The organism is Pseudomonas sp. PDM26 (assembly GCF_019219185.1).
GTDB lineage: Bacteria > Pseudomonadota > Gammaproteobacteria > Pseudomonadales > Pseudomonadaceae > Aquipseudomonas.
In genome coordinates this window covers 260,525-276,832 of record NZ_JAHUWC010000001.1, presented here as the reverse complement: position 1 = coordinate 276,832, position 16,308 = coordinate 260,525, and the positions used below count along the sequence as shown (strand labels likewise).

General features: G+C 59.1%; 14 protein-coding genes. 6 read left to right on the top strand and 8 right to left on the bottom strand.

Translation table 11 applies throughout. The annotated features are described in order from the left end of the window. Positions 1-27: 27 nt before the first annotated feature. The 4 genes from KW849_RS01290 to KW849_RS01275 all read left to right on the top strand — a co-directional run bounded on the left by KW849_RS01290 (position 28) and on the right by KW849_RS01275 (position 6,596). On the top strand, positions 28-1,092 hold the full coding sequence (locus tag KW849_RS01290) for an imelysin family protein (protein WP_218426960.1): 1,065 nt from the start codon (positions 28-30) through the stop codon (positions 1,090-1,092). A gap of 14 nt (positions 1,093-1,106) precedes the next feature. Further along, positions 1,107-2,207 carry a DUF1513 domain-containing protein gene (locus KW849_RS01285; protein ID WP_218426958.1) on the top strand — a complete coding sequence of 367 codons (1,101 nt, stop codon included), beginning with the start codon at positions 1,107-1,109 and terminating at the stop codon, positions 2,205-2,207. A 200-nt stretch (positions 2,208-2,407) separates the two neighbouring features. After that, positions 2,408-3,556, top strand: a complete 1,149-nt coding sequence (locus KW849_RS01280; protein WP_218426956.1) for an efflux RND transporter periplasmic adaptor subunit — start codon at positions 2,408-2,410, stop codon at positions 3,554-3,556. Between the two features lie 13 nt (positions 3,557-3,569). Beyond that, the gene (locus KW849_RS01275) at positions 3,570-6,596 is read left to right on the top strand and encodes a multidrug efflux RND transporter permease subunit (RefSeq protein ID WP_218426955.1); all 3,027 of its coding nucleotides are present in this window, start codon (positions 3,570-3,572) and stop codon (positions 6,594-6,596) included. Positions 6,597-6,689: 93 nt separating this feature from the next. Here the strand turns inward: KW849_RS01275 and KW849_RS31205 are convergent, their stop codons facing one another. From KW849_RS31205 to colR, 5 genes are all read right to left on the bottom strand, one after another. Continuing rightward, positions 6,690-6,917 (bottom strand): hypothetical protein, encoded by a 228-nt coding sequence (locus tag KW849_RS31205; RefSeq protein ID WP_108215021.1) that lies wholly within the window; start codon positions 6,915-6,917, stop codon positions 6,690-6,692. Between the two features lie 2 nt (positions 6,918-6,919). Then, positions 6,920-7,633, bottom strand: coding sequence for a lipopolysaccharide kinase InaA family protein (locus KW849_RS01270; protein ID WP_218426953.1), 714 nt, complete (start codon positions 7,631-7,633; stop codon positions 6,920-6,922). Between the two features lie 4 nt (positions 7,634-7,637). Further along, positions 7,638-8,306 carry a class I SAM-dependent methyltransferase gene (locus KW849_RS01265; protein ID WP_108215467.1) on the bottom strand — a complete coding sequence of 223 codons (669 nt, stop codon included), beginning with the start codon at positions 8,304-8,306 and terminating at the stop codon, positions 7,638-7,640. Between the two features lie 160 nt (positions 8,307-8,466). Beyond that, positions 8,467-9,735: a HAMP domain-containing sensor histidine kinase gene (locus KW849_RS01260; RefSeq protein ID WP_218426951.1), complete on the bottom strand. Its 1,269-nt coding sequence runs from the start codon at positions 9,733-9,735 to the stop codon at positions 8,467-8,469. Beyond that, positions 9,725-10,408: a two-component system response regulator ColR gene (gene colR / locus KW849_RS01255; protein WP_218426949.1), complete on the bottom strand. Its 684-nt coding sequence runs from the start codon at positions 10,406-10,408 to the stop codon at positions 9,725-9,727. Before colR ends, KW849_RS01260 begins: the two co-directional genes overlap by 11 nt. 202 nt (positions 10,409-10,610) lie before the next feature. Between colR and KW849_RS01250 the strand changes: the two genes are divergently transcribed. Together KW849_RS01250 and KW849_RS01245 are read left to right on the top strand one after the other, a co-directional pair. Next, the gene (locus KW849_RS01250; protein ID WP_218426947.1) at positions 10,611-12,560 is read left to right on the top strand and encodes an LTA synthase family protein; all 1,950 of its coding nucleotides are present in this window, start codon (positions 10,611-10,613) and stop codon (positions 12,558-12,560) included. Between the two features lie 54 nt (positions 12,561-12,614). Then, entirely contained in the window at positions 12,615-13,358 is a 744-nt protein-coding gene (locus tag KW849_RS01245; RefSeq protein ID WP_218426945.1) for a phosphatase PAP2 family protein, read from the top strand. 194 nt (positions 13,359-13,552) lie between these two features. On the opposite strand, the gene groL is transcribed toward KW849_RS01245, so the two are convergent. From groL to KW849_RS01230, 3 genes are all read right to left on the bottom strand, one after another. Beyond that, entirely contained in the window at positions 13,553-15,199 is a 1,647-nt protein-coding gene (gene groL, locus KW849_RS01240; protein ID WP_218426943.1) for a chaperonin GroEL, read from the bottom strand. Positions 15,200-15,248: 49 nt separating this feature from the next. Continuing rightward, the gene (locus tag KW849_RS01235; RefSeq protein ID WP_007985847.1) at positions 15,249-15,542 is read right to left on the bottom strand and encodes a co-chaperone GroES; all 294 of its coding nucleotides are present in this window, start codon (positions 15,540-15,542) and stop codon (positions 15,249-15,251) included. A 248-nt stretch (positions 15,543-15,790) separates the two neighbouring features. Next, entirely contained in the window at positions 15,791-16,267 is a 477-nt protein-coding gene (locus KW849_RS01230) for an FxsA family protein (RefSeq protein WP_218426941.1), read from the bottom strand. Positions 16,268-16,308: the final 41 nt, after the last annotated feature.

Here is a 16,308-nt window from a genome sequence, read left to right as displayed (position 1 = left end):
CACGCATTCCACTCGCGGGAGCCCGACATGTTCCGTCCCAAATTGTTGTTCACCAGCCTTGTCGCACTCGCCCTCGGCGCCTGCTCGCCCCAGGACCCGCAAGCGGTCACGTCGGCGGCTATCGCCAAGTCGGTGATCCTGCCGACTTACACCCGCTGGGTTGAAGCCGACCGTCAATTGGCGGTCAGCGCCCTCGCCTACTGCGAAGGCAAGGAAACCCTGGAAACCGCTCGTGCCGATTTCCTGCACGCGCAAAAAGCCTGGGCCGAACTGCAACCGCTGCTGATCGGGCCATTAGCCGAAGGCAACCGTTCGTGGCAAGTGCAGTTCTGGCCGGACAAGAAAAACCTGGTCGGTCGTCAGGTCGAGCAATTGGTCACCGCCCAGCCGCAGATCGATGCCGCCGCACTGGCCAAGTCCAGCGTCGTGGTACAGGGGCTCTCGGCCTACGAGTACATTCTGTTCGACAGCAAGCCTGACGTGGCCAACGCGCAGCAGAAGGCCAAATACTGCCCGCTACTGGTCGCGATTGGCGAACGCCAGAAGCAACTGGCCGAAGAAATTCTACAATCGTGGAACAACACCGACGGCATGCTCGCGCAAATGAGCAAATTCCCGAACCAGCGCTATGCGGACTCCCATGAGGCGATCGCCGATCTGCTGCGCGTGCAAGTCACCGCCATCGACACCCTGAAGAAAAAACTCGGCACGCCAATGGGCCGTCAGACCAAAGGCGTGCCGCAACCGTTCCAGGCCGATGCATGGCGCAGCCAATCGTCCCTGACCAGCCTCCAAGCCAGCCTCGCGGCCGCCAAAACGGTCTGGGAAGGCGTGGATAACAAAGGCCTGCGCAGCCTGTTGCCGAGCGAGCAGAAACCGTTGGCCGACAAGATCGATGCCGCCTATGCCGCCTCGCTGAAACTGTTCGCCAGTAACCAGCGCTCGCTGACCGAAATGCTCGGTGACGACGCCGGCCGCCAGCAACTCAACGAGCTGTATGACAGCCTCAACGTCGTCCATCGCCTGCACGAGGCCGATCTGGCCAAGGCATTGGGCATCCAACTGGGCTTCAACGCCAACGACGGTGACTGATGAGGGCCAGTTCCATGCTGCGACGCCAGGTTCTGACATTAGGTAGTTTGCTGCTGGGCGCAGTGACGCTGGGCGGCTGGAAGCTGTTCAAGCAAAAGGACCAGAGTCCGTTGTTGCTGTCGGCACGGGACGATACCGATGGCCGGCATTACGCTGTCGGTTATCGGCTGGATGGCACCCAGGTGTTCGCCACCCGGGTCGGCCAGCGTTGCCACGACATCATCAACCACCCGACACTGTCGATTGCGCTGTTTGTCGCCCGTCGTCCAGGTACCGAGAGCTACCTGATCGACCTGCGCGACGGCGCGCTCCTGCAAACCGTGGTGTCACAGCCGAACCGGCACTTCTACGGACACGCGGTCATTCACCACAGCGGCAACTGGCTGTACGCCACCGAAAACGACACCAGCGATCCGGGCCGCGGCCTGCTCGGCGTGTATAAATTCGAAGGCGAACGGCTGGTGCACAGCGGTGAGATTTCCACCCACGGCCTCGGTCCCCATCAGGTGTCGTGGATGCCCAATGGCGAAACCCTGGTGGTGGCCAACGGCGGGATTCGCACCGAGGCCGAAAGCCGGGTGGAGATGAACCTCAACGCCATGGAACCGAGCCTGGTCCTGATGCAACGTGACGGCACCCTGCTGAGCAAGGAAACCCTCGCCCAGCAGATGAACAGCGTGCGCCATCTCGCCATCGCCAGCGACGGCACCATCGTCGCCAGCCAGCAGTTCATGGGCGCGGCCCATGAGCCGTCGCAGCTGTTGGCGATCAAGCGTCCCGGTCAGCCTTTCGTCGCGTTCCCGGTGCCCGAGCACCAGTTGCAGGCCATGGGGCACTACACCGCCAGCGTCGCGGTACACAGCGACTTGCGCCTGGTGGCGTTGACCGCACCGCGGGGCAACCGCTTTTTCATTTGGGACCTGGACAGCGGTGAAGTACGCCTGGATGCGCCACTGCCCGATTGTGCCGGGGTCGGCGCCGTGGCCGATGGTTTTGTCGTGACCTCGGGTCAGGGGCGCTGCCGCTACTACGACTGCCGCCAGACAAACCTTGTTGCAAAACCGCTGGAGCTACCCGCCGGGCTCTGGGACAACCATCTGCATCTGATGGCGTAATTCATTGAAAAGATCGCCGCCTCGGGCCGTGCCTGCATCGGGATGACGGACACCCCGCAGGCGTGGTCCAAGGCGACGAATCTTTTCAGGCTTTCACCCCTCTAATACATGACAACCTGTAAAAACGGCAGTCGGATTACCCTCTACACTCCCGGTAATGAGCTCCGTTGTTTCACCTGATTTTCTCCAAGGAACTGGATATGCTGCGTCGCCGCATGCTGACCATGTTGGGTGTCGTTCTACTGATTGTGCTGGTCCTGGCCGCGTACAAAGCCTTCTCGATCTACACGATGGTTCAAGGCCACTCTGCGCCCAGACCGGCCATCAGCGTTGCCGTGGCCACCGCCACCGAACGCCCATGGCAAGCCCGCCTGCCTAGCGTTGGCACGCTCAAGGCATTGCAAGGCGTGGACCTGAGCCTGGAGACCGATGGCACCGTCATCGATGTCCAGTTCGAGTCAGGGCAAAAGGTCAAGGCCGGTCAACCCATCGTCCGGCTCGACAGCGCCGTGGAAAGTGCCCTGCTCGAAACCGCCCTGGCCGACCTTGGGCTGGCCCAGCTGGACTACAACCGTGGCAGCCAACTGGTCGGCAGCCAGGCGATTTCCAAAGGTGAGTTCGACCGACTCTCGGCAGTCCTGAAAAAAAGCAGGGCCACGGTCAATCAGCTCAAGGCTGCCCTCGAGAAAAAACGCATCATCGCGCCGTTCAGCGGCACCATCGGCATTCGTCAGGTGGATGTCGGCGACTATGTGGCCAGCGGCACCATGATTGCCACCCTGCAAGACCTCAGTAGCCTGTATGTCGACTTTTTCGTGCCCGAGCAGTCGGTGCCGAAGATTGCTCTCGGCCAGCCAGTGCAGGTCATTGTCGCGGCGTATCCCACCCGGGAGTACCCCGGCACCATCAGTGCAATCAACCCCAAAGTCGAGAACAGCACCCGTAACGTGCAGGTCCGCGCCACCCTGGCCAACCCCGATGGCAAGTTGATGCCAGGCATGTTCGCCAGCCTCCAGGTGCTCCTGCCCGACCCGCAACCGCGCATCGTGGTACCGGAAAGCGCCATTACCTACACGCTCTACGGCAACTCGGTGTATGTGGCCGTACCAAAGAAGGCCGAAGATGGCAGCCCGTTAAAGGACGACAAGGGCCAGCCGGTGCTGATCGCCGAACGGCGTTTTGTCGAAACCGGCGAACACCGCGATGGGCAAGTGATGATCACCAAAGGTGTGCAGAGCGGCGAGAAAGTGGTGACCGCCGGCCAGCTGAAACTGGACAACGGCACACACATTGCCATCAGCGACGACAAGACCCTGGCCGAGCGGAACAGCCCGCCAAGCGCGGACTGATCAAGGAATCCCCATGGCTTTTACCGATCCGTTCATCCGCCGCCCGGTTCTCGCAACCGTGGTCAGCCTGCTGATTGTGCTGCTGGGTTTCCAGGCTTGGGGCAAGCTGCCCCTGCGCCAGTACCCGCAAATGGAAAACGCCCTGATCACGGTGACCACCGCCTACCCCGGGGCCAACGCCGAGACCATCCAGGGCTACATCACCCAACCGATGCAGCAAAGCCTGGCCAGCGCCGAGGGCATCGACTACATGACCTCGGTAAGTCGCCAGAACTTTTCGGTGATCTCGATCTACGCGCGCGTCGGCTCCAACAGCGACCGTCTGTTTACCGAACTGCTGGCCAAGGCCAACGAGGTCAAGAGCCAGCTGCCCCAGGACGCTGAAGACCCGGTGCTGAGCAAACAATCTGCCGATGCGTCAGTGCTGATGTACATGAGCTTTTTCAGCCAGGAATTGAGCAACCCGCAGATTACCGATTACCTGTCGCGGGTGATCCAGCCGAAACTCGCGACCTTGCCCGGCATGGCCGAAGCCGAGATCCTCGGCAACCAGGTCTTTGCCATGCGCCTGTGGCTGGACCCGGTGAAGCTCTCTGGTTTCGGCCTCAGCGCCAGCGATGTGACCAACGCGGTGCGCCAGTACAACTTCCTCTCAGCCGCCGGCGAGGTGAAAGGCGAATACGTGGTCACCAGCATCAACGCCAATACCGAACTCAAGTCCGCCGAAGCCTTCGGGGCGATTGCGCTCAAGGTCGATGGCGACAGCCGTGTGTTGCTGCGCGATGTGGCCCGTGTGGAAATGGGCGCGGAAAACTACGACACCATCAGTTCGTTTGGCGGCACCCCTTCGGTGTACATCGGCATCAAGGCGACACCCGGTGCCAACCCGCTGGAGGTGATCAAGGAAGTGCGCAAGATCATGCCGGACCTTGAGGCCCAGTTACCGCCGAACCTCAAGGGTGAAATCGCCTACGACGCCACCCTGTTCATCCAGGCCTCGATCGACGAAGTGGTGAAAACCCTGTTCGAAGCGGTGCTGATCGTGATCGTGGTGGTGTTCCTGTTCCTCGGCGCCCTGCGTTCGGTAGTGATCCCGGTGGTGACCATCCCTCTGTCGATGATCGGCGTCATGTTCTTCATGCAGATGATGGGGTACTCCATCAACCTGCTCACCCTGCTGGCAATGGTATTGGCCATCGGCTTGGTGGTGGACGACGCCATCGTGGTGGTGGAAAACATTCATCGCCACATCGAGGAAGGCAAGACACCGCTGGACGCCGCCATTGAGGGCGCCCGGGAAATCGCCATGCCGGTGGTCTCGATGACCATCACCCTGGCGGCGGTGTACGCACCGATCGGTTTCCTGACCGGCCTGACCGGTGCGCTGTTCAAGGAGTTCGCCCTGACCCTGGCCGGCGCGGTGGTGATCTCCGGTATCGTCGCCCTGACCCTGTCGCCGATGATGTGTGCGTACCTTCTGCGGCACGATGAGAACCCCAGTGGCCTGGCCCATCGCCTGGACATGATTTTCGAAAACCTCAAGCGCCGCTACCAGAGCCTGCTTCACGGCACCCTCAACACCCGGCCGGTGGTATTGGTGTTCGCTGTAATCGTGTTGTGCCTGATTCCGGTCTTTCTCAAATTCACCAAATCGGAACTGGCGCCGGATGAGGACCAGGGCGTCATTTTCATGATTGCCAACGCCCCGCAACCGACCAACCTTGACTACCTGAACGCCTACACCAACGAGTTCGTCTCGATCTTCAAGGCGTTTCCCGAGTACTACTCGTCATTTCAGATCAACGGTTTCAACGGCGTGCAATCGGGCATCGGCGGTTTCCTGCTCAAGCCATGGGGCGAGCGCAGTCGCACGCAAATGGCGATCCTGCCCAAGGTGCAGGCCAAACTGGAAAAGATCCCGGGGCTGCAGATTTTCGGCTTCAACCTGCCATCACTGCCGGGTACCGGCGAAGGCTTGCCGTTCCAGTTCGTCATCAACTCCGCCAACGATTACGAATTGCTGCTGCAGGTGGCCGAGCGGGTACAAAAACGTGCGAAGGAATCCGGCAAGTTTGCGTTTGTCCACGTTGACCTGGCTTTCGACAAGCCGGAAGTGGTGGTGGATATCGACCGTGCCAAGGCTGCACAGATGGGGGTTTCCATGCAGGATCTGGGGGGAACCCTGGCGACCCTGCTGGGTGAAGCCGAGATCAACCGATTCACCATTGAAGGTCGCAGCTATAAGGTCATTGCCCAGGTCGAGCGGCCGTTCCGCGACAATCCGGACTGGCTGAACAATTACTACGTGAAAAACGCCAAGGGCGAGCTGTTGGCATTGTCGACCCTGATCACCGTCTCCGACCGTGCTCGACCGCGACAACTGAACCAGTTCCAGCAACTCAACGCGGCCACCCTGTCCGGAGTACCGTTGGTGAGCATGGGGGAAGCCATCGACCTCGTGCGCCAGATCGCCCGGGAAGAGGCGCCCGCCGGCTTTGCCTTCGACTACGCCAGCGCATCGAGGCAGTACGTTCAGGAAGGCAGTGCCCTATGGGTCACCTTTGCTCTGGCACTGGCAATCATTTTCCTGGTACTGGCGGCCCAGTTCGAAAGCTTCCGCGACCCGCTGGTGATCCTGGTCACCGTGCCCCTGTCCATCTGCGGCGCATTGATTCCGCTGTTCCTGGGTTGGTCGAGCATAAACATCTACACCCAGGTCGGGTTGGTGACGTTGATCGGGCTGATCAGCAAGCACGGCATTCTGATCGTCCAGTTCGCCAACCAGCTACGCAAGGACAAGGGCCTGACGGCCAGGGAAGCGGTAGAGGAAGCGGCGGCCATCCGGCTGCGTCCGGTCTTGATGACCACCGCGGCAATGGTGTTCGGCATGGTGCCATTGATCATCGCCACCGGTGCCGGCGCGGTCAGCCGGTTCGACATCGGCACGGTCATCGCAACGGGCATGTCGATCGGCACGTTGTTCACCTTGTTTGTGTTGCCCTGCATCTACACGTTGCTGGCTAAACCGGATAAATCCTGATGCAGAAAAACCTGTGGGAGCGTTGAAACCTGGATTCGGACAATAAAAAAAGGCCTCGCATCAGCGAGGCCTTTCATTTGGGCTTCAATCGGTTCAATTTTGCGACCTCAATCCTTGAGAAAGTCCGAACATGAACAACAACAGATCATGATCGGGTCGAGTGGCCACGGGCGCCTTCGCAACCCGTGGTAATGGACAATGTTCTTCTGCGTTTATCGAGCTGAGAACCTGGGCGCGCGGTTGCTCCCAGGTTGCCATCGCGATTGATGCAACTGCCAAGGCTCCTACCAAAAACAAACCTCGTGCAATTTCGAGTTTCATCGCTATAAACCCTTGATAGCGCTGCCAAACGCCGTCTCATAAAAATAGACGAGCTTTTTCCAGTCTGCCGCGCTGAACGACGAGTGGCGACGCAACTGCTTCATGTCATGGACAGCTGCGCGATAGGCAGTCAAACGCCGTCGGCATTTCTCCAGATCGATCAGGGCCACTTCGACCTTGGCCGACTCGCCCTCACCGGTCACGCGAACGAATACGTGCTTGTCGTAAAGGCAACCGTGCTGCCAACGGCCCTTGTGCATGCGAGCCAGATTTTCAGCCAGGTCCTTGAGCACTCGGTCATTTATGGCATCACCATGACGCTCCCGACCGCCACCGGCATACCAGCGATCGATTTCCTCGTAGCCGTCCAGCGACCTGGTGACCAGCAAGGCACGCCACTTGTGTACAGGATCGCGTTGTGCGCCACAGAAAACGATTTGCGGAACCCGTACGCCAAGCTCGGTCATACCGATGAGCGCAGCATGCTCACGCATTACCGTAGGCCGCCCGAAGGGGTGCTGCAAGCTACGATGGATATGCCCGGTCTGACGCTTGACGTAGAGCAGTTGACCATCACTGCCCATCACCCGTTGAACACCGCTTTCCCCGCCGCGACGGACGTTGGGTTCTTCCACCCATTCACCGCGCTGATTCCAAAAGTAATCGAAGCGGTCCTGGGGAGCGACTTCCGTTTCTGCTGCATACTGCACTGCCATCCTGTTACCTCTTGCGTAATACGTAAACTCGCCACATCGCATAGAGCGGCAAAAAGTCCAGTTGTTCCTGGATGCGGAACCCCGCCTGCTCAAATTCCTTTTCTACGGTAGCGACCGGTAACACAAACCGGTTTTGGTAACCTTCCTGCCCACGGGTTTTCTCCGAACGCTTGCGTTTCCAGGCCTTGAAGTTGCCATCGACCCACAGCGAAAGGATCACGCTGTCACGGGAAACTCGCTCGAATTCGCGCAAAATGGCCATGCGATGCTCGGCTTCACCGATGTGGTGGAGCAAGCGCATGCAAAAAATGCTGTCGACGGAGTTATCCGGCAAAGCGATGTCGAATGCAGACGTGTGCAAGGGTTGTACCCGTTTCACCACGTCGGCAGGTTGCGCCCGGGTTGCGATCTTCAGCATGGACTCCGAGTTATCGGCACCGACGATCACGCGGTTGGATTTTTCCGCCAGCAAGGGCCAGAAACGCCCTGCACCGCACGGCAAATCGAGGACCAGGCCAGGCTCGCCAGCCAGGGCCAGCGCCTTGCGCGCCAGTTGTTCGTCACGCCAATGGGACAGTCGACGGCCGAGACCCTCCTGATGTTTGCGCAAATAGCGTTGCGCGTGCTGAGCGTCGTACTTTTCGGAAAAATCGAGTTTGACCGGGCCGTCCATCATCAGGTTTCCTGAACTTCTGATAGCAACTACCTTAGGTTTTGGGCTGTCGGCGACAGGTGATCCACTTGTGAAAAAATTGTCACGGGAAACCAAAAAATGTTACAGGACTTTACAGAACAGGTAGCGTTTGCTGAACGCCCGACTCAACTGATCAAATTCAGGACAACTCCACCTGAAAACGGCAGCCACTAGGTTCCATGGTTGTCAGGCTGACGCTCCAGCCCTGGTTTTCACAGATCCGCTGCACCAGTGAAAGCCCCAGGCCCAAGCCTTCCCCGCGTTTTTCGTCGCCCCGAACGAACGGTTCGAACATCGCCTCGCGTTTTTCCTCGGGAATGCCCACGCCACTGTCTTCGACCAGAAAGCCCGTAGCCGTCAGGGTCAGGCGGATGAAGCCCTGCTCGGTGTAATGCAAGGCATTGCGCAGCAAGTTACCCATCACCGCGTGCAAGAACGTCGCGTTGTAGCCCTTGGCCTCGGGGTTGCCCGGTTCGAAGATCAGCTTCAACCCCTTGCTTTCAATGGGCTCGCGCCACAGACCGAGCAAGCCATCGGCCACCTGGCTAAGGGACTGCTGCGGCGACATGCTGGCGTCTTCGCGTTGGGCACGGGCCAGCATCAGGAAGGTTTGCACCAGCTCACGCATTTCTTCGCACGCCCGGGCAATGCGCTCGACCTGAGCGCGGCCGCGCTGATCGATACCGGGGTTTTCCAGCAACAACTCGCAGGAACTGGCCAATACCATCAGGGGCGTACGCAATTCGTGGCTAACGTCGCTGGTGAACAACCGCTCGCGGGTCAAGGCCTGACGCAAGCGCCCGAGGGTGGCGTCGAAAGCCACTGCCAGTTCGCCAACTTCGTCAGCGGCATAGTCCGGAGCCAACGGAGGAGCCAAACCCAGCAGTTGATCACGATGGCGTACCTGGCGGGCCAACCGCACCACCGGCGCCATGACCTTGCGGGCCAGGACCCAGCCGAGAAATACCGCCAGCGCCAGGCTCAGCACGAAACCCACCAGCACCACGGCAAACAGCACCCGCTCACGCTCTTCGAAGTCGCTCTGGTCCTGCAACAGCACGTAACGTCGGCCGTCGACGATTTCGACCATGGCGTGGTACGACAGGTTTTCACGGAACACTTCATGGAAACCCGGCTCCAGGTGCCGCAAATCCTTGGGCAATCTGAAATCGCCTGGCCCGCTGCTGAAATAGAACAATTGGTCCGGTTCGGGACGATGGCGCCATTCCGTGACATTGTCCATCAGCAACAGGCGCTGCAAATCGCCACCCAGACCTGCCGAAATCAGTTTTTCTTCCACCAGGTGCACGGTCGCCACAATGCCCATGGCAAAGGCACCCGCCACCAGTGCGCTCATCAGCGCAAAGGCAATGATGATGCGTTGAGAAAGGCTCTGCTTAAACTCCATCACGCCCCTCGGCCAAGCGATACCCCACACCGTGCACGGTTTGCAGCAATGGCTTGGCGAACGGCTTGTCGATCACCTGGCGCAGTTGGTGGACATGGCTGCGCAGGCTGTCGCTGTCCGGGCAGTCGTCGCCCCAGAGCGCTTCTTCAAGAATTTCACGGCGCAATACATGCGGGCTTTTCTGCATCAACACGGCCAGCAGCTTCAGGCCGACCGGGTTGAGTTTCAGCAAGCGGCCTTCGCGAGTGACTTCCAGGGTGTCGAGGTCATAGCTCAGGTCGCCGACCTGCAAGGTCCGCCGTCCGCCGCCCTGGGTACGGCGCATGACCGCTTCGATACGCGCCGCCAGCTCAGACAGGGCGAACGGTTTGATCAGGTAGTCATCGGCGCCGGACTTGAAGCCTTGCAGACGGTCATCCAGTTGATCGCGGGCCGTGAGCATGATCACCGGCGTTTCGCGTCGGGCATCTTCGCGCAGGCGCTTGCACAGGGTGAAGCCATCGATGCCGGGCAACATGATATCGAGCACGATCAAATCATAATGCTCGGTGGCGGCCAGATGCAGACCCGAAAGACCATCCTGCGCGCAATCCACGGTATAGCCTTTGAGCCCCAGGTAATCGGCCAAGTTGGCCAGGATATCGCGGTTGTCTTCAACCAATAGAATTCGCATGGGTATCTCTCCGTCCACAGTAACGGCCGTCGTGGCCCGCGCAGCTTAAGGCCAAGTGTGGCCCACGGCTAGGGGAAGGCTGTGCATGGATCAATTCGCTCAACCAATAGGTATGATTGACAAGTTTTTCACTATCGATTCACACGCTGACTACAGCGGTCGATGAAAACTGTCACGCGATTGATAATAAGGAATATAAAAAATGGACTATTTGAAAACAGCCCCCATGCGCTTTTTGCTGCTGGTCACCGGCTCCTGGCTGGCAATATTTTTTCTGACTCGAACAGTCCTGCTTCTCACTCATCTGGATGAGGCCGGAAGTGGCTTCCTTCCGGTGTTCGGCATCGGCCTGCTGTACGACCTGGGTTTCATTGCCTACGCAGCACTGCCCATGGGCCTCTACCTGTTGCTATGTCCGCCGGCCCTGTGGCGCACGCGTGGCCATCGCTGGTTTCTTCAGGGGCTGCTGACTGTCAGTCTGTTCGCGATGTTATTCACTTCAGTCGCCGAGTGGCTATTCTGGGATGAATTCGGCGTGCGCTTCAACTTCATCGCCGTCGACTACCTGGTGTATTCCGACGAGGTACTGAACAACCTGCTTGAGTCGTACCCGATCGGCACGCTGCTGAGCATCCTCGCCGTGCTGGCCGTGGTCCTGAGTCTTGCATTGCGTAAAGCTTTCAATGCTGCGCTCGATGCGCCGTTGCCGCCGCTACGTGGCCGCTTGCTCAATGCACTCGGTTTATTGATCGTCGCCGGCCTGAGCATGCAGTTGCTCAGCCAGGACGCCCCGCGCGCTCAGGGCGGCAATGCCTATCAGAACGAACTGGCGAGCAACGGTCCATACCAGTTCTTCGCCGCCTTCCGTAACAACGAACTGGACTACCCGCAGTTCTACAGCACGCTGCCATCGGCCGTGGTTGCCCAACAGATTCGCGCCGAGCTGGCAGAACCCAATGCCCGCTTCGTGGGTGAGGACCCGCAGGACATTCGCCGGCAGATCGATAACCCGGGCACGCCACGCAAGCCCAACATCGTACTGGTCACCATTGAAAGCTTCAGCGCCAAGTACATGGGCAGCAACGGCGATACCCGCAATCTGACACCCAACCTCGATGCCCTGCGCAAGCAGAGTCTGTATTTCAATAATTTCTACGCCACCGGCACCCGCACCGATCGCGGCCTGGAAGCCATCACCCTGGCGATTCCGCCGACGCCCGGTCGCTCGATCGTCAAGCGCGTGGGGCGCGAAAGCGGCTTTGCCAGCCTTGGTCAGCAACTCAATGCCGTGGGCTACGACAGTGTGTTTGTCTACGGTGGCCGCGGTTACTTCGACAACATGAATGCGTTCTTCAGCGGCAATGGTTATCGCGTTGTAGACCAGAGCAGCGTCAAGGAGTCGGAGATTCACTTCAAGAATGCCTGGGGCATGGCAGACGAAGATCTCTACAACCAGACACTGAAACTGGCCGATGCCGACTATGCCAGGCAGCAGCCATTCCTGCTGCAACTGATGACGACGTCCAACCACCGCCCTTACACCTATCCGGACAACCGCATCGACATCAAGTCCGGCAACGGCCGTGACGGCGCGGTGAAATACACCGACTACGCCATCGGTCAGTTTCTCGATCAGGCGCGTCAAAAACCCTGGTTTGACAATACAATCTTCGTCTTTGTCGCCGACCACACCGCAGGCAGCGCCGGTAAGGAAGACCTGCCCATCGCCAACTATCAGATTCCGCTGTTCATCTATGCGCCCAAGTTGATCGAAGCTCGGGAAACTGCACAATTGGCCAGCCAGATCGATCTGGCGCCGACGTTGCTGGGCTTGCTCAATCTGGATTATGAGTCGACGTTCTTTGGCCGTAACCTGTTGCAGGACAACCCGCTGCCACCACGGGTAGTGATCGGTAACTACCAGCACCTGGGGTTGTTCGACGGCAAGGACCTGGCGATTTTGAGCCCTCGCCAGGGATTGCGTCGTCACGATGACGCACTGACCGAAAGCCGCGAGTCCCGGTCCAGCGCCGATGACCCGCTGATTACCCGCGCAATCACCTATTACCAAACCGCCAGTTATGGCTTCAAGCAACAGCTGCTTGGCTGGAAGGCGCCCAAGGAGGGTGCCGGCCAAGTCGGCGAACGTTAACCGAATCGCCCCGGGCTGATGCCCCGGGGTTTGTTCCTTTGTTCAGGATCCACCATGTCATCAACCGCTGTCCGCCCTGTCCCTCGCCCGCTCAACTTCCGGGTGTGCCTGGGGGTTCCCGCCGTTGCGGCGATCGTTCTTGTGTTGCTCGAACTGACCTCACTGGACATGGTCCTTGCCAAGCTGTTCTACGACCCGGTCGCGGGGGACTTCATCGGACGGCACAGTTACTTCCTGGAAAACATCCTGCATACCCGCGCCAAGCAGGTCGTCATTGCATTTTCGGTGTTCGCCGTCCTCGGCTACATCGCTTCGTTTTTCATGGCAAAACTCAAGCCGTACAAGCGCGAACTGGGTTGTCTGGTGCTGTCCCTGGGCCTGGCGACTTCCTTTGTCACCCCCATGAAAGCGGTGACCGCGGTGCAATGCCCCTGGAGCCTTGAGCAATTCGGCGGTCACGAGACGTACAGCGAACTGTTGAGCCATCGCCCGCACACCGAAAAACCGGGACGTTGCTGGCCCGGCGGCCATGCGGCCACCGGTTTCACCCTGTTTGCCCTGTTTTTCGTATTGCGTGACCGTCGCCCGCGCATGGCTCGCGCAGCGTTTGTCTTCGCCTTCGCCCTCGGCTCGGTGTTCTCCATCGGACGAATGATGCAGGGTGCGCACTTCTTCTCGCACAACGTGTGGACGGCGGTGTTCTGTTGGCTGATTTGTCTGGGGTCGTATTACTACGTTCTGTATCGACCGGCTTTGAGGACTGAACGCGGGACCACTGCAGAACCTGTAGCCGTCTGAAGCACAAATCAAATAATGTGGGAGCGAGCCTGCTCGCGAAGCAGCTCAACATTCAACGATGATGTTGACTGATACATTGCTTTCGCGAGCAGGCTCGCTCCCACAATAGATCGATGTGACCATCGGAATCCGGGCCATAAAAAACCCCGCCTGCTTTCGCAGGCGGGGTTTTTTCGTACAGGGGTAAGGCTGGCTTACATCATGCCGCCCATGCCGCCCATACCGCCCATGTCTGGCATACCGCCGCCAGCACCGCCGTCTTTCTTCGGCGCATCAGCAACAGCGGCTTCGGTGGTCAGGATCAGACCGCCGATCGACGATGCAGCTTGCAGCGCGGAACGGGTGACCTTGGTCGGATCCAGGATACCCATTTCGATCATGTCGCCGTATTCGCCAGTCGCAGCGTTGTAACCGAAGTTACCTTTGCCGTTCTTGACTTCGTTGACCACAACGCTTGGCTCGTCACCGCTGTTGGCAGCGATCTGACGCAGCGGTGCTTCGATGGCACGACGCAGAACAGCGATACCCACGTCCTGGTCGGCGTTGTCGCCTTTCAGGTCGAGGATTGCTTCCAGAGCGCGGATCAGCGCAACGCCACCGCCAGGTACCACGCCTTCTTCAACGGCTGCACGGGTTGCGTGCAGGGCGTCTTCAACGCGGGCTTTTTTCTCTTTCATTTCTACTTCCGAACCAGCGCCAACCTTGATCACTGCAACGCCGCCGGACAGCTTCGCCAGACGCTCTTGCAGTTTTTCACGGTCGTAGTCCGAGGAAGTTTCGGCAACCTGAGCACGGATCTGAGCAATGCGGGACTCGATGTCGCCTGCTACGCCAGCACCGTCAACGATGATGGTGTTTTCCTTGGAGATGGTCACGCGCTTGGCGCTGCCCAGGTTTTCCAGGGTGGCTGCTTCCAGGCTCAGGCCGATCTCTTCGGAGATAACGGTACCGCCGGTCAGAACGGCGATGTCCTGCAGCATGGCCTTGCGACGGTCGCCGAAGCCTGGAGCCTTGACGGCTGCGACTTTAACGATGCCACGCATGTTGTTCACGACCAGAGTCGCCAGGGCTTCGCCTTCAACGTCTTCGGAAACGATCAGCAGTGGACGGCCGGCTTTGGCAACAGCTTCCAGCACTGGCAGCATTTCGCGGATGTTCGAGATCTTTTTGTCGACCAGCAGAACCAGCGGGTTGTCCAGCTCGGCAACCATGGTTTCCGGCTTGTTGACGAAGTACGGGGACAGGTAGCCACGGTCGAACTGCATGCCTTCAACAACCGACAGTTCGTTTTCCAGGCCAGTGCCTTCTTCAACGGTGATCACGCCTTCTTTACCGACTTTTTCCATGGCTTCGGCAATGATGTCGCCGATGGAGTTGTCGGAGTTGGCCGAGATGGTACCAACCTGAGCGATGGCCTTGGTGTCAGCGCATGGCTTGGACAGGTTTTTCAGCTCTTTGACGATGGCGATGGTCGCCTTGTCGATGCCGCGCTTCAGATCCATCGGGTTCATGCCGGCAGCGACGGCTTTCAGGCCTTCGTTGACGATCGACTGAGCCAGAACGGTAGCGGTGGTAGTACCGTCACCAGCGTCATCGTTGGCACGGGAGGCAACGTCTTTGACCAGCTGCGCACCCATGTTTTCGAAACGGTCATCCAGTTCGATTTCTTTGGCGACCGAAACGCCGTCCTTGGTGATGGTCGGAGCGCCGAAGCTCTTCTCGATGATCACGTTACGGCCTTTCGGGCCCAGGGTCGCTTTTACCGCGTCAGCCAGGACGTTGACGCCTTTGAGCATTTTCTTGCGGGCGGAATCGCCAAACAGAACTTCTTTAGCAGCCATGATCGATATTCCTTAAATACTTTGTAGTAGCGGAAAATGAACGGGGGTATCAGCCTTCGATAACAGCGAGGATTTCGTTCTCGCTCATTACCAGCAGGTCTTCGCCGTCGACTTTCACAGTGTTGCTGCCGGAGTAAGGACCGAACACAACCTTGTCGCCCACTTTCACGGACAGTGCACGCACTTCACCGTTTTCCAGTACGCGGCCGGTGCCGACAGCGAGGATTTCGCCGCTGTTGGCTTTTTCAGCAGCCGAACCTGGCAGGACGATACCGCCAGCGGTTTTCTTTTCTTCTTCGCTGCGACGGATGACGACGCGGTCATGCAGAGGACGAAGCTTCATTGTCGATCTCTCCTAATTGTGGTTTTCATCGGCCGGTGTAGTCCCGGCGGGTTTAACAAAGGCCGGCAGTGCCGGTTGCGGTTCGTCAACGAACCGCGGAAGTCTGTCTGGCGTGTTCGCCAGAAACCTTGCGGTGACCGTTACATAAGGGCGCATAAGCTTATTACAAGGGTGGGGATCGAAAAAATTTCAGTTCGCTGCCCCCGCATACGAACACGGCACCCGAAGGTGCCGTGTCGATGTGCGTATTACTTGGTATCGCGGTGTTCGAACTCGCCTTCGATCACGTTGGGCTCACGGCCCAGCGGCTCGCGAGGCGCCGGGCCGCCACGGGCCTGGAGGTCGTCGGCGAACGCTCGCTGACGCATCGCCTGCTCTTCGGCGCGCTGGCGCATTTTATTGGCCAGCAGACGACGACTGAACGGCAGCAGCATGAACAGGCCGATCACATCGCTGATGAAACCGGGAAGAATCAGCAGGCCACCGGCCAATGCCAGCATCAGGCCTTCGAGCATGGTCTGGGCCGGCAGCTCGCCGCGGTTCAGGCTTTCACGGGCACGCAGGGCCGTGGCCAGGCCGGCGACGCGCAGCACGAACACACCGAACATCGAGCCGAGAATGATCAGCAGCAGGGCCGGGAAAAACCCGATCGACCCTGCCACCTTGACGAATACGAACAGCTCCAACACCGGGAACAGCAGAAAGAGCAACAAAAAAGGGCGCATCAAATGGTTCCTCAACGCAAGAATGCCTTGCCAGTTCACCT

Coding starts and splice junctions, on each gene's coding strand:
- KW849_RS01290 (WP_218426960.1), top strand. CDS start 28: ATGTTCCGTCCCAAATTGTTGTTCACCAGCCTTGTCGCACTCGCCCTC.
- KW849_RS01285 (WP_218426958.1), top strand. CDS start 1,107: ATGCTGCGACGCCAGGTTCTGACATTAGGTAGTTTGCTGCTGGGCGCA.
- KW849_RS01280 (WP_218426956.1), top strand. CDS start 2,408: ATGCTGCGTCGCCGCATGCTGACCATGTTGGGTGTCGTTCTACTGATT.
- KW849_RS01275 (WP_218426955.1), top strand. CDS start 3,570: ATGGCTTTTACCGATCCGTTCATCCGCCGCCCGGTTCTCGCAACCGTG.
- KW849_RS31205 (WP_108215021.1), bottom strand. CDS start 6,917: ATGAAACTCGAAATTGCACGAGGTTTGTTTTTGGTAGGAGCCTTGGCA.
- KW849_RS01270 (WP_218426953.1), bottom strand. CDS start 7,633: ATGGCAGTGCAGTATGCAGCAGAAACGGAAGTCGCTCCCCAGGACCGC.
- KW849_RS01265 (WP_108215467.1), bottom strand. CDS start 8,306: ATGGACGGCCCGGTCAAACTCGATTTTTCCGAAAAGTACGACGCTCAG.
- KW849_RS01260 (WP_218426951.1), bottom strand. CDS start 9,735: ATGGAGTTTAAGCAGAGCCTTTCTCAACGCATCATCATTGCCTTTGCG.
- colR (WP_218426949.1), bottom strand. CDS start 10,408: ATGCGAATTCTATTGGTTGAAGACAACCGCGATATCCTGGCCAACTTG.
- KW849_RS01250 (WP_218426947.1), top strand. CDS start 10,611: ATGGACTATTTGAAAACAGCCCCCATGCGCTTTTTGCTGCTGGTCACC.
- KW849_RS01245 (WP_218426945.1), top strand. CDS start 12,615: ATGTCATCAACCGCTGTCCGCCCTGTCCCTCGCCCGCTCAACTTCCGG.
- groL (WP_218426943.1), bottom strand. CDS start 15,199: ATGGCTGCTAAAGAAGTTCTGTTTGGCGATTCCGCCCGCAAGAAAATG.
- KW849_RS01235 (WP_007985847.1), bottom strand. CDS start 15,542: ATGAAGCTTCGTCCTCTGCATGACCGCGTCGTCATCCGTCGCAGCGAA.
- KW849_RS01230 (WP_218426941.1), bottom strand. CDS start 16,267: ATGCGCCCTTTTTTGTTGCTCTTTCTGCTGTTCCCGGTGTTGGAGCTG.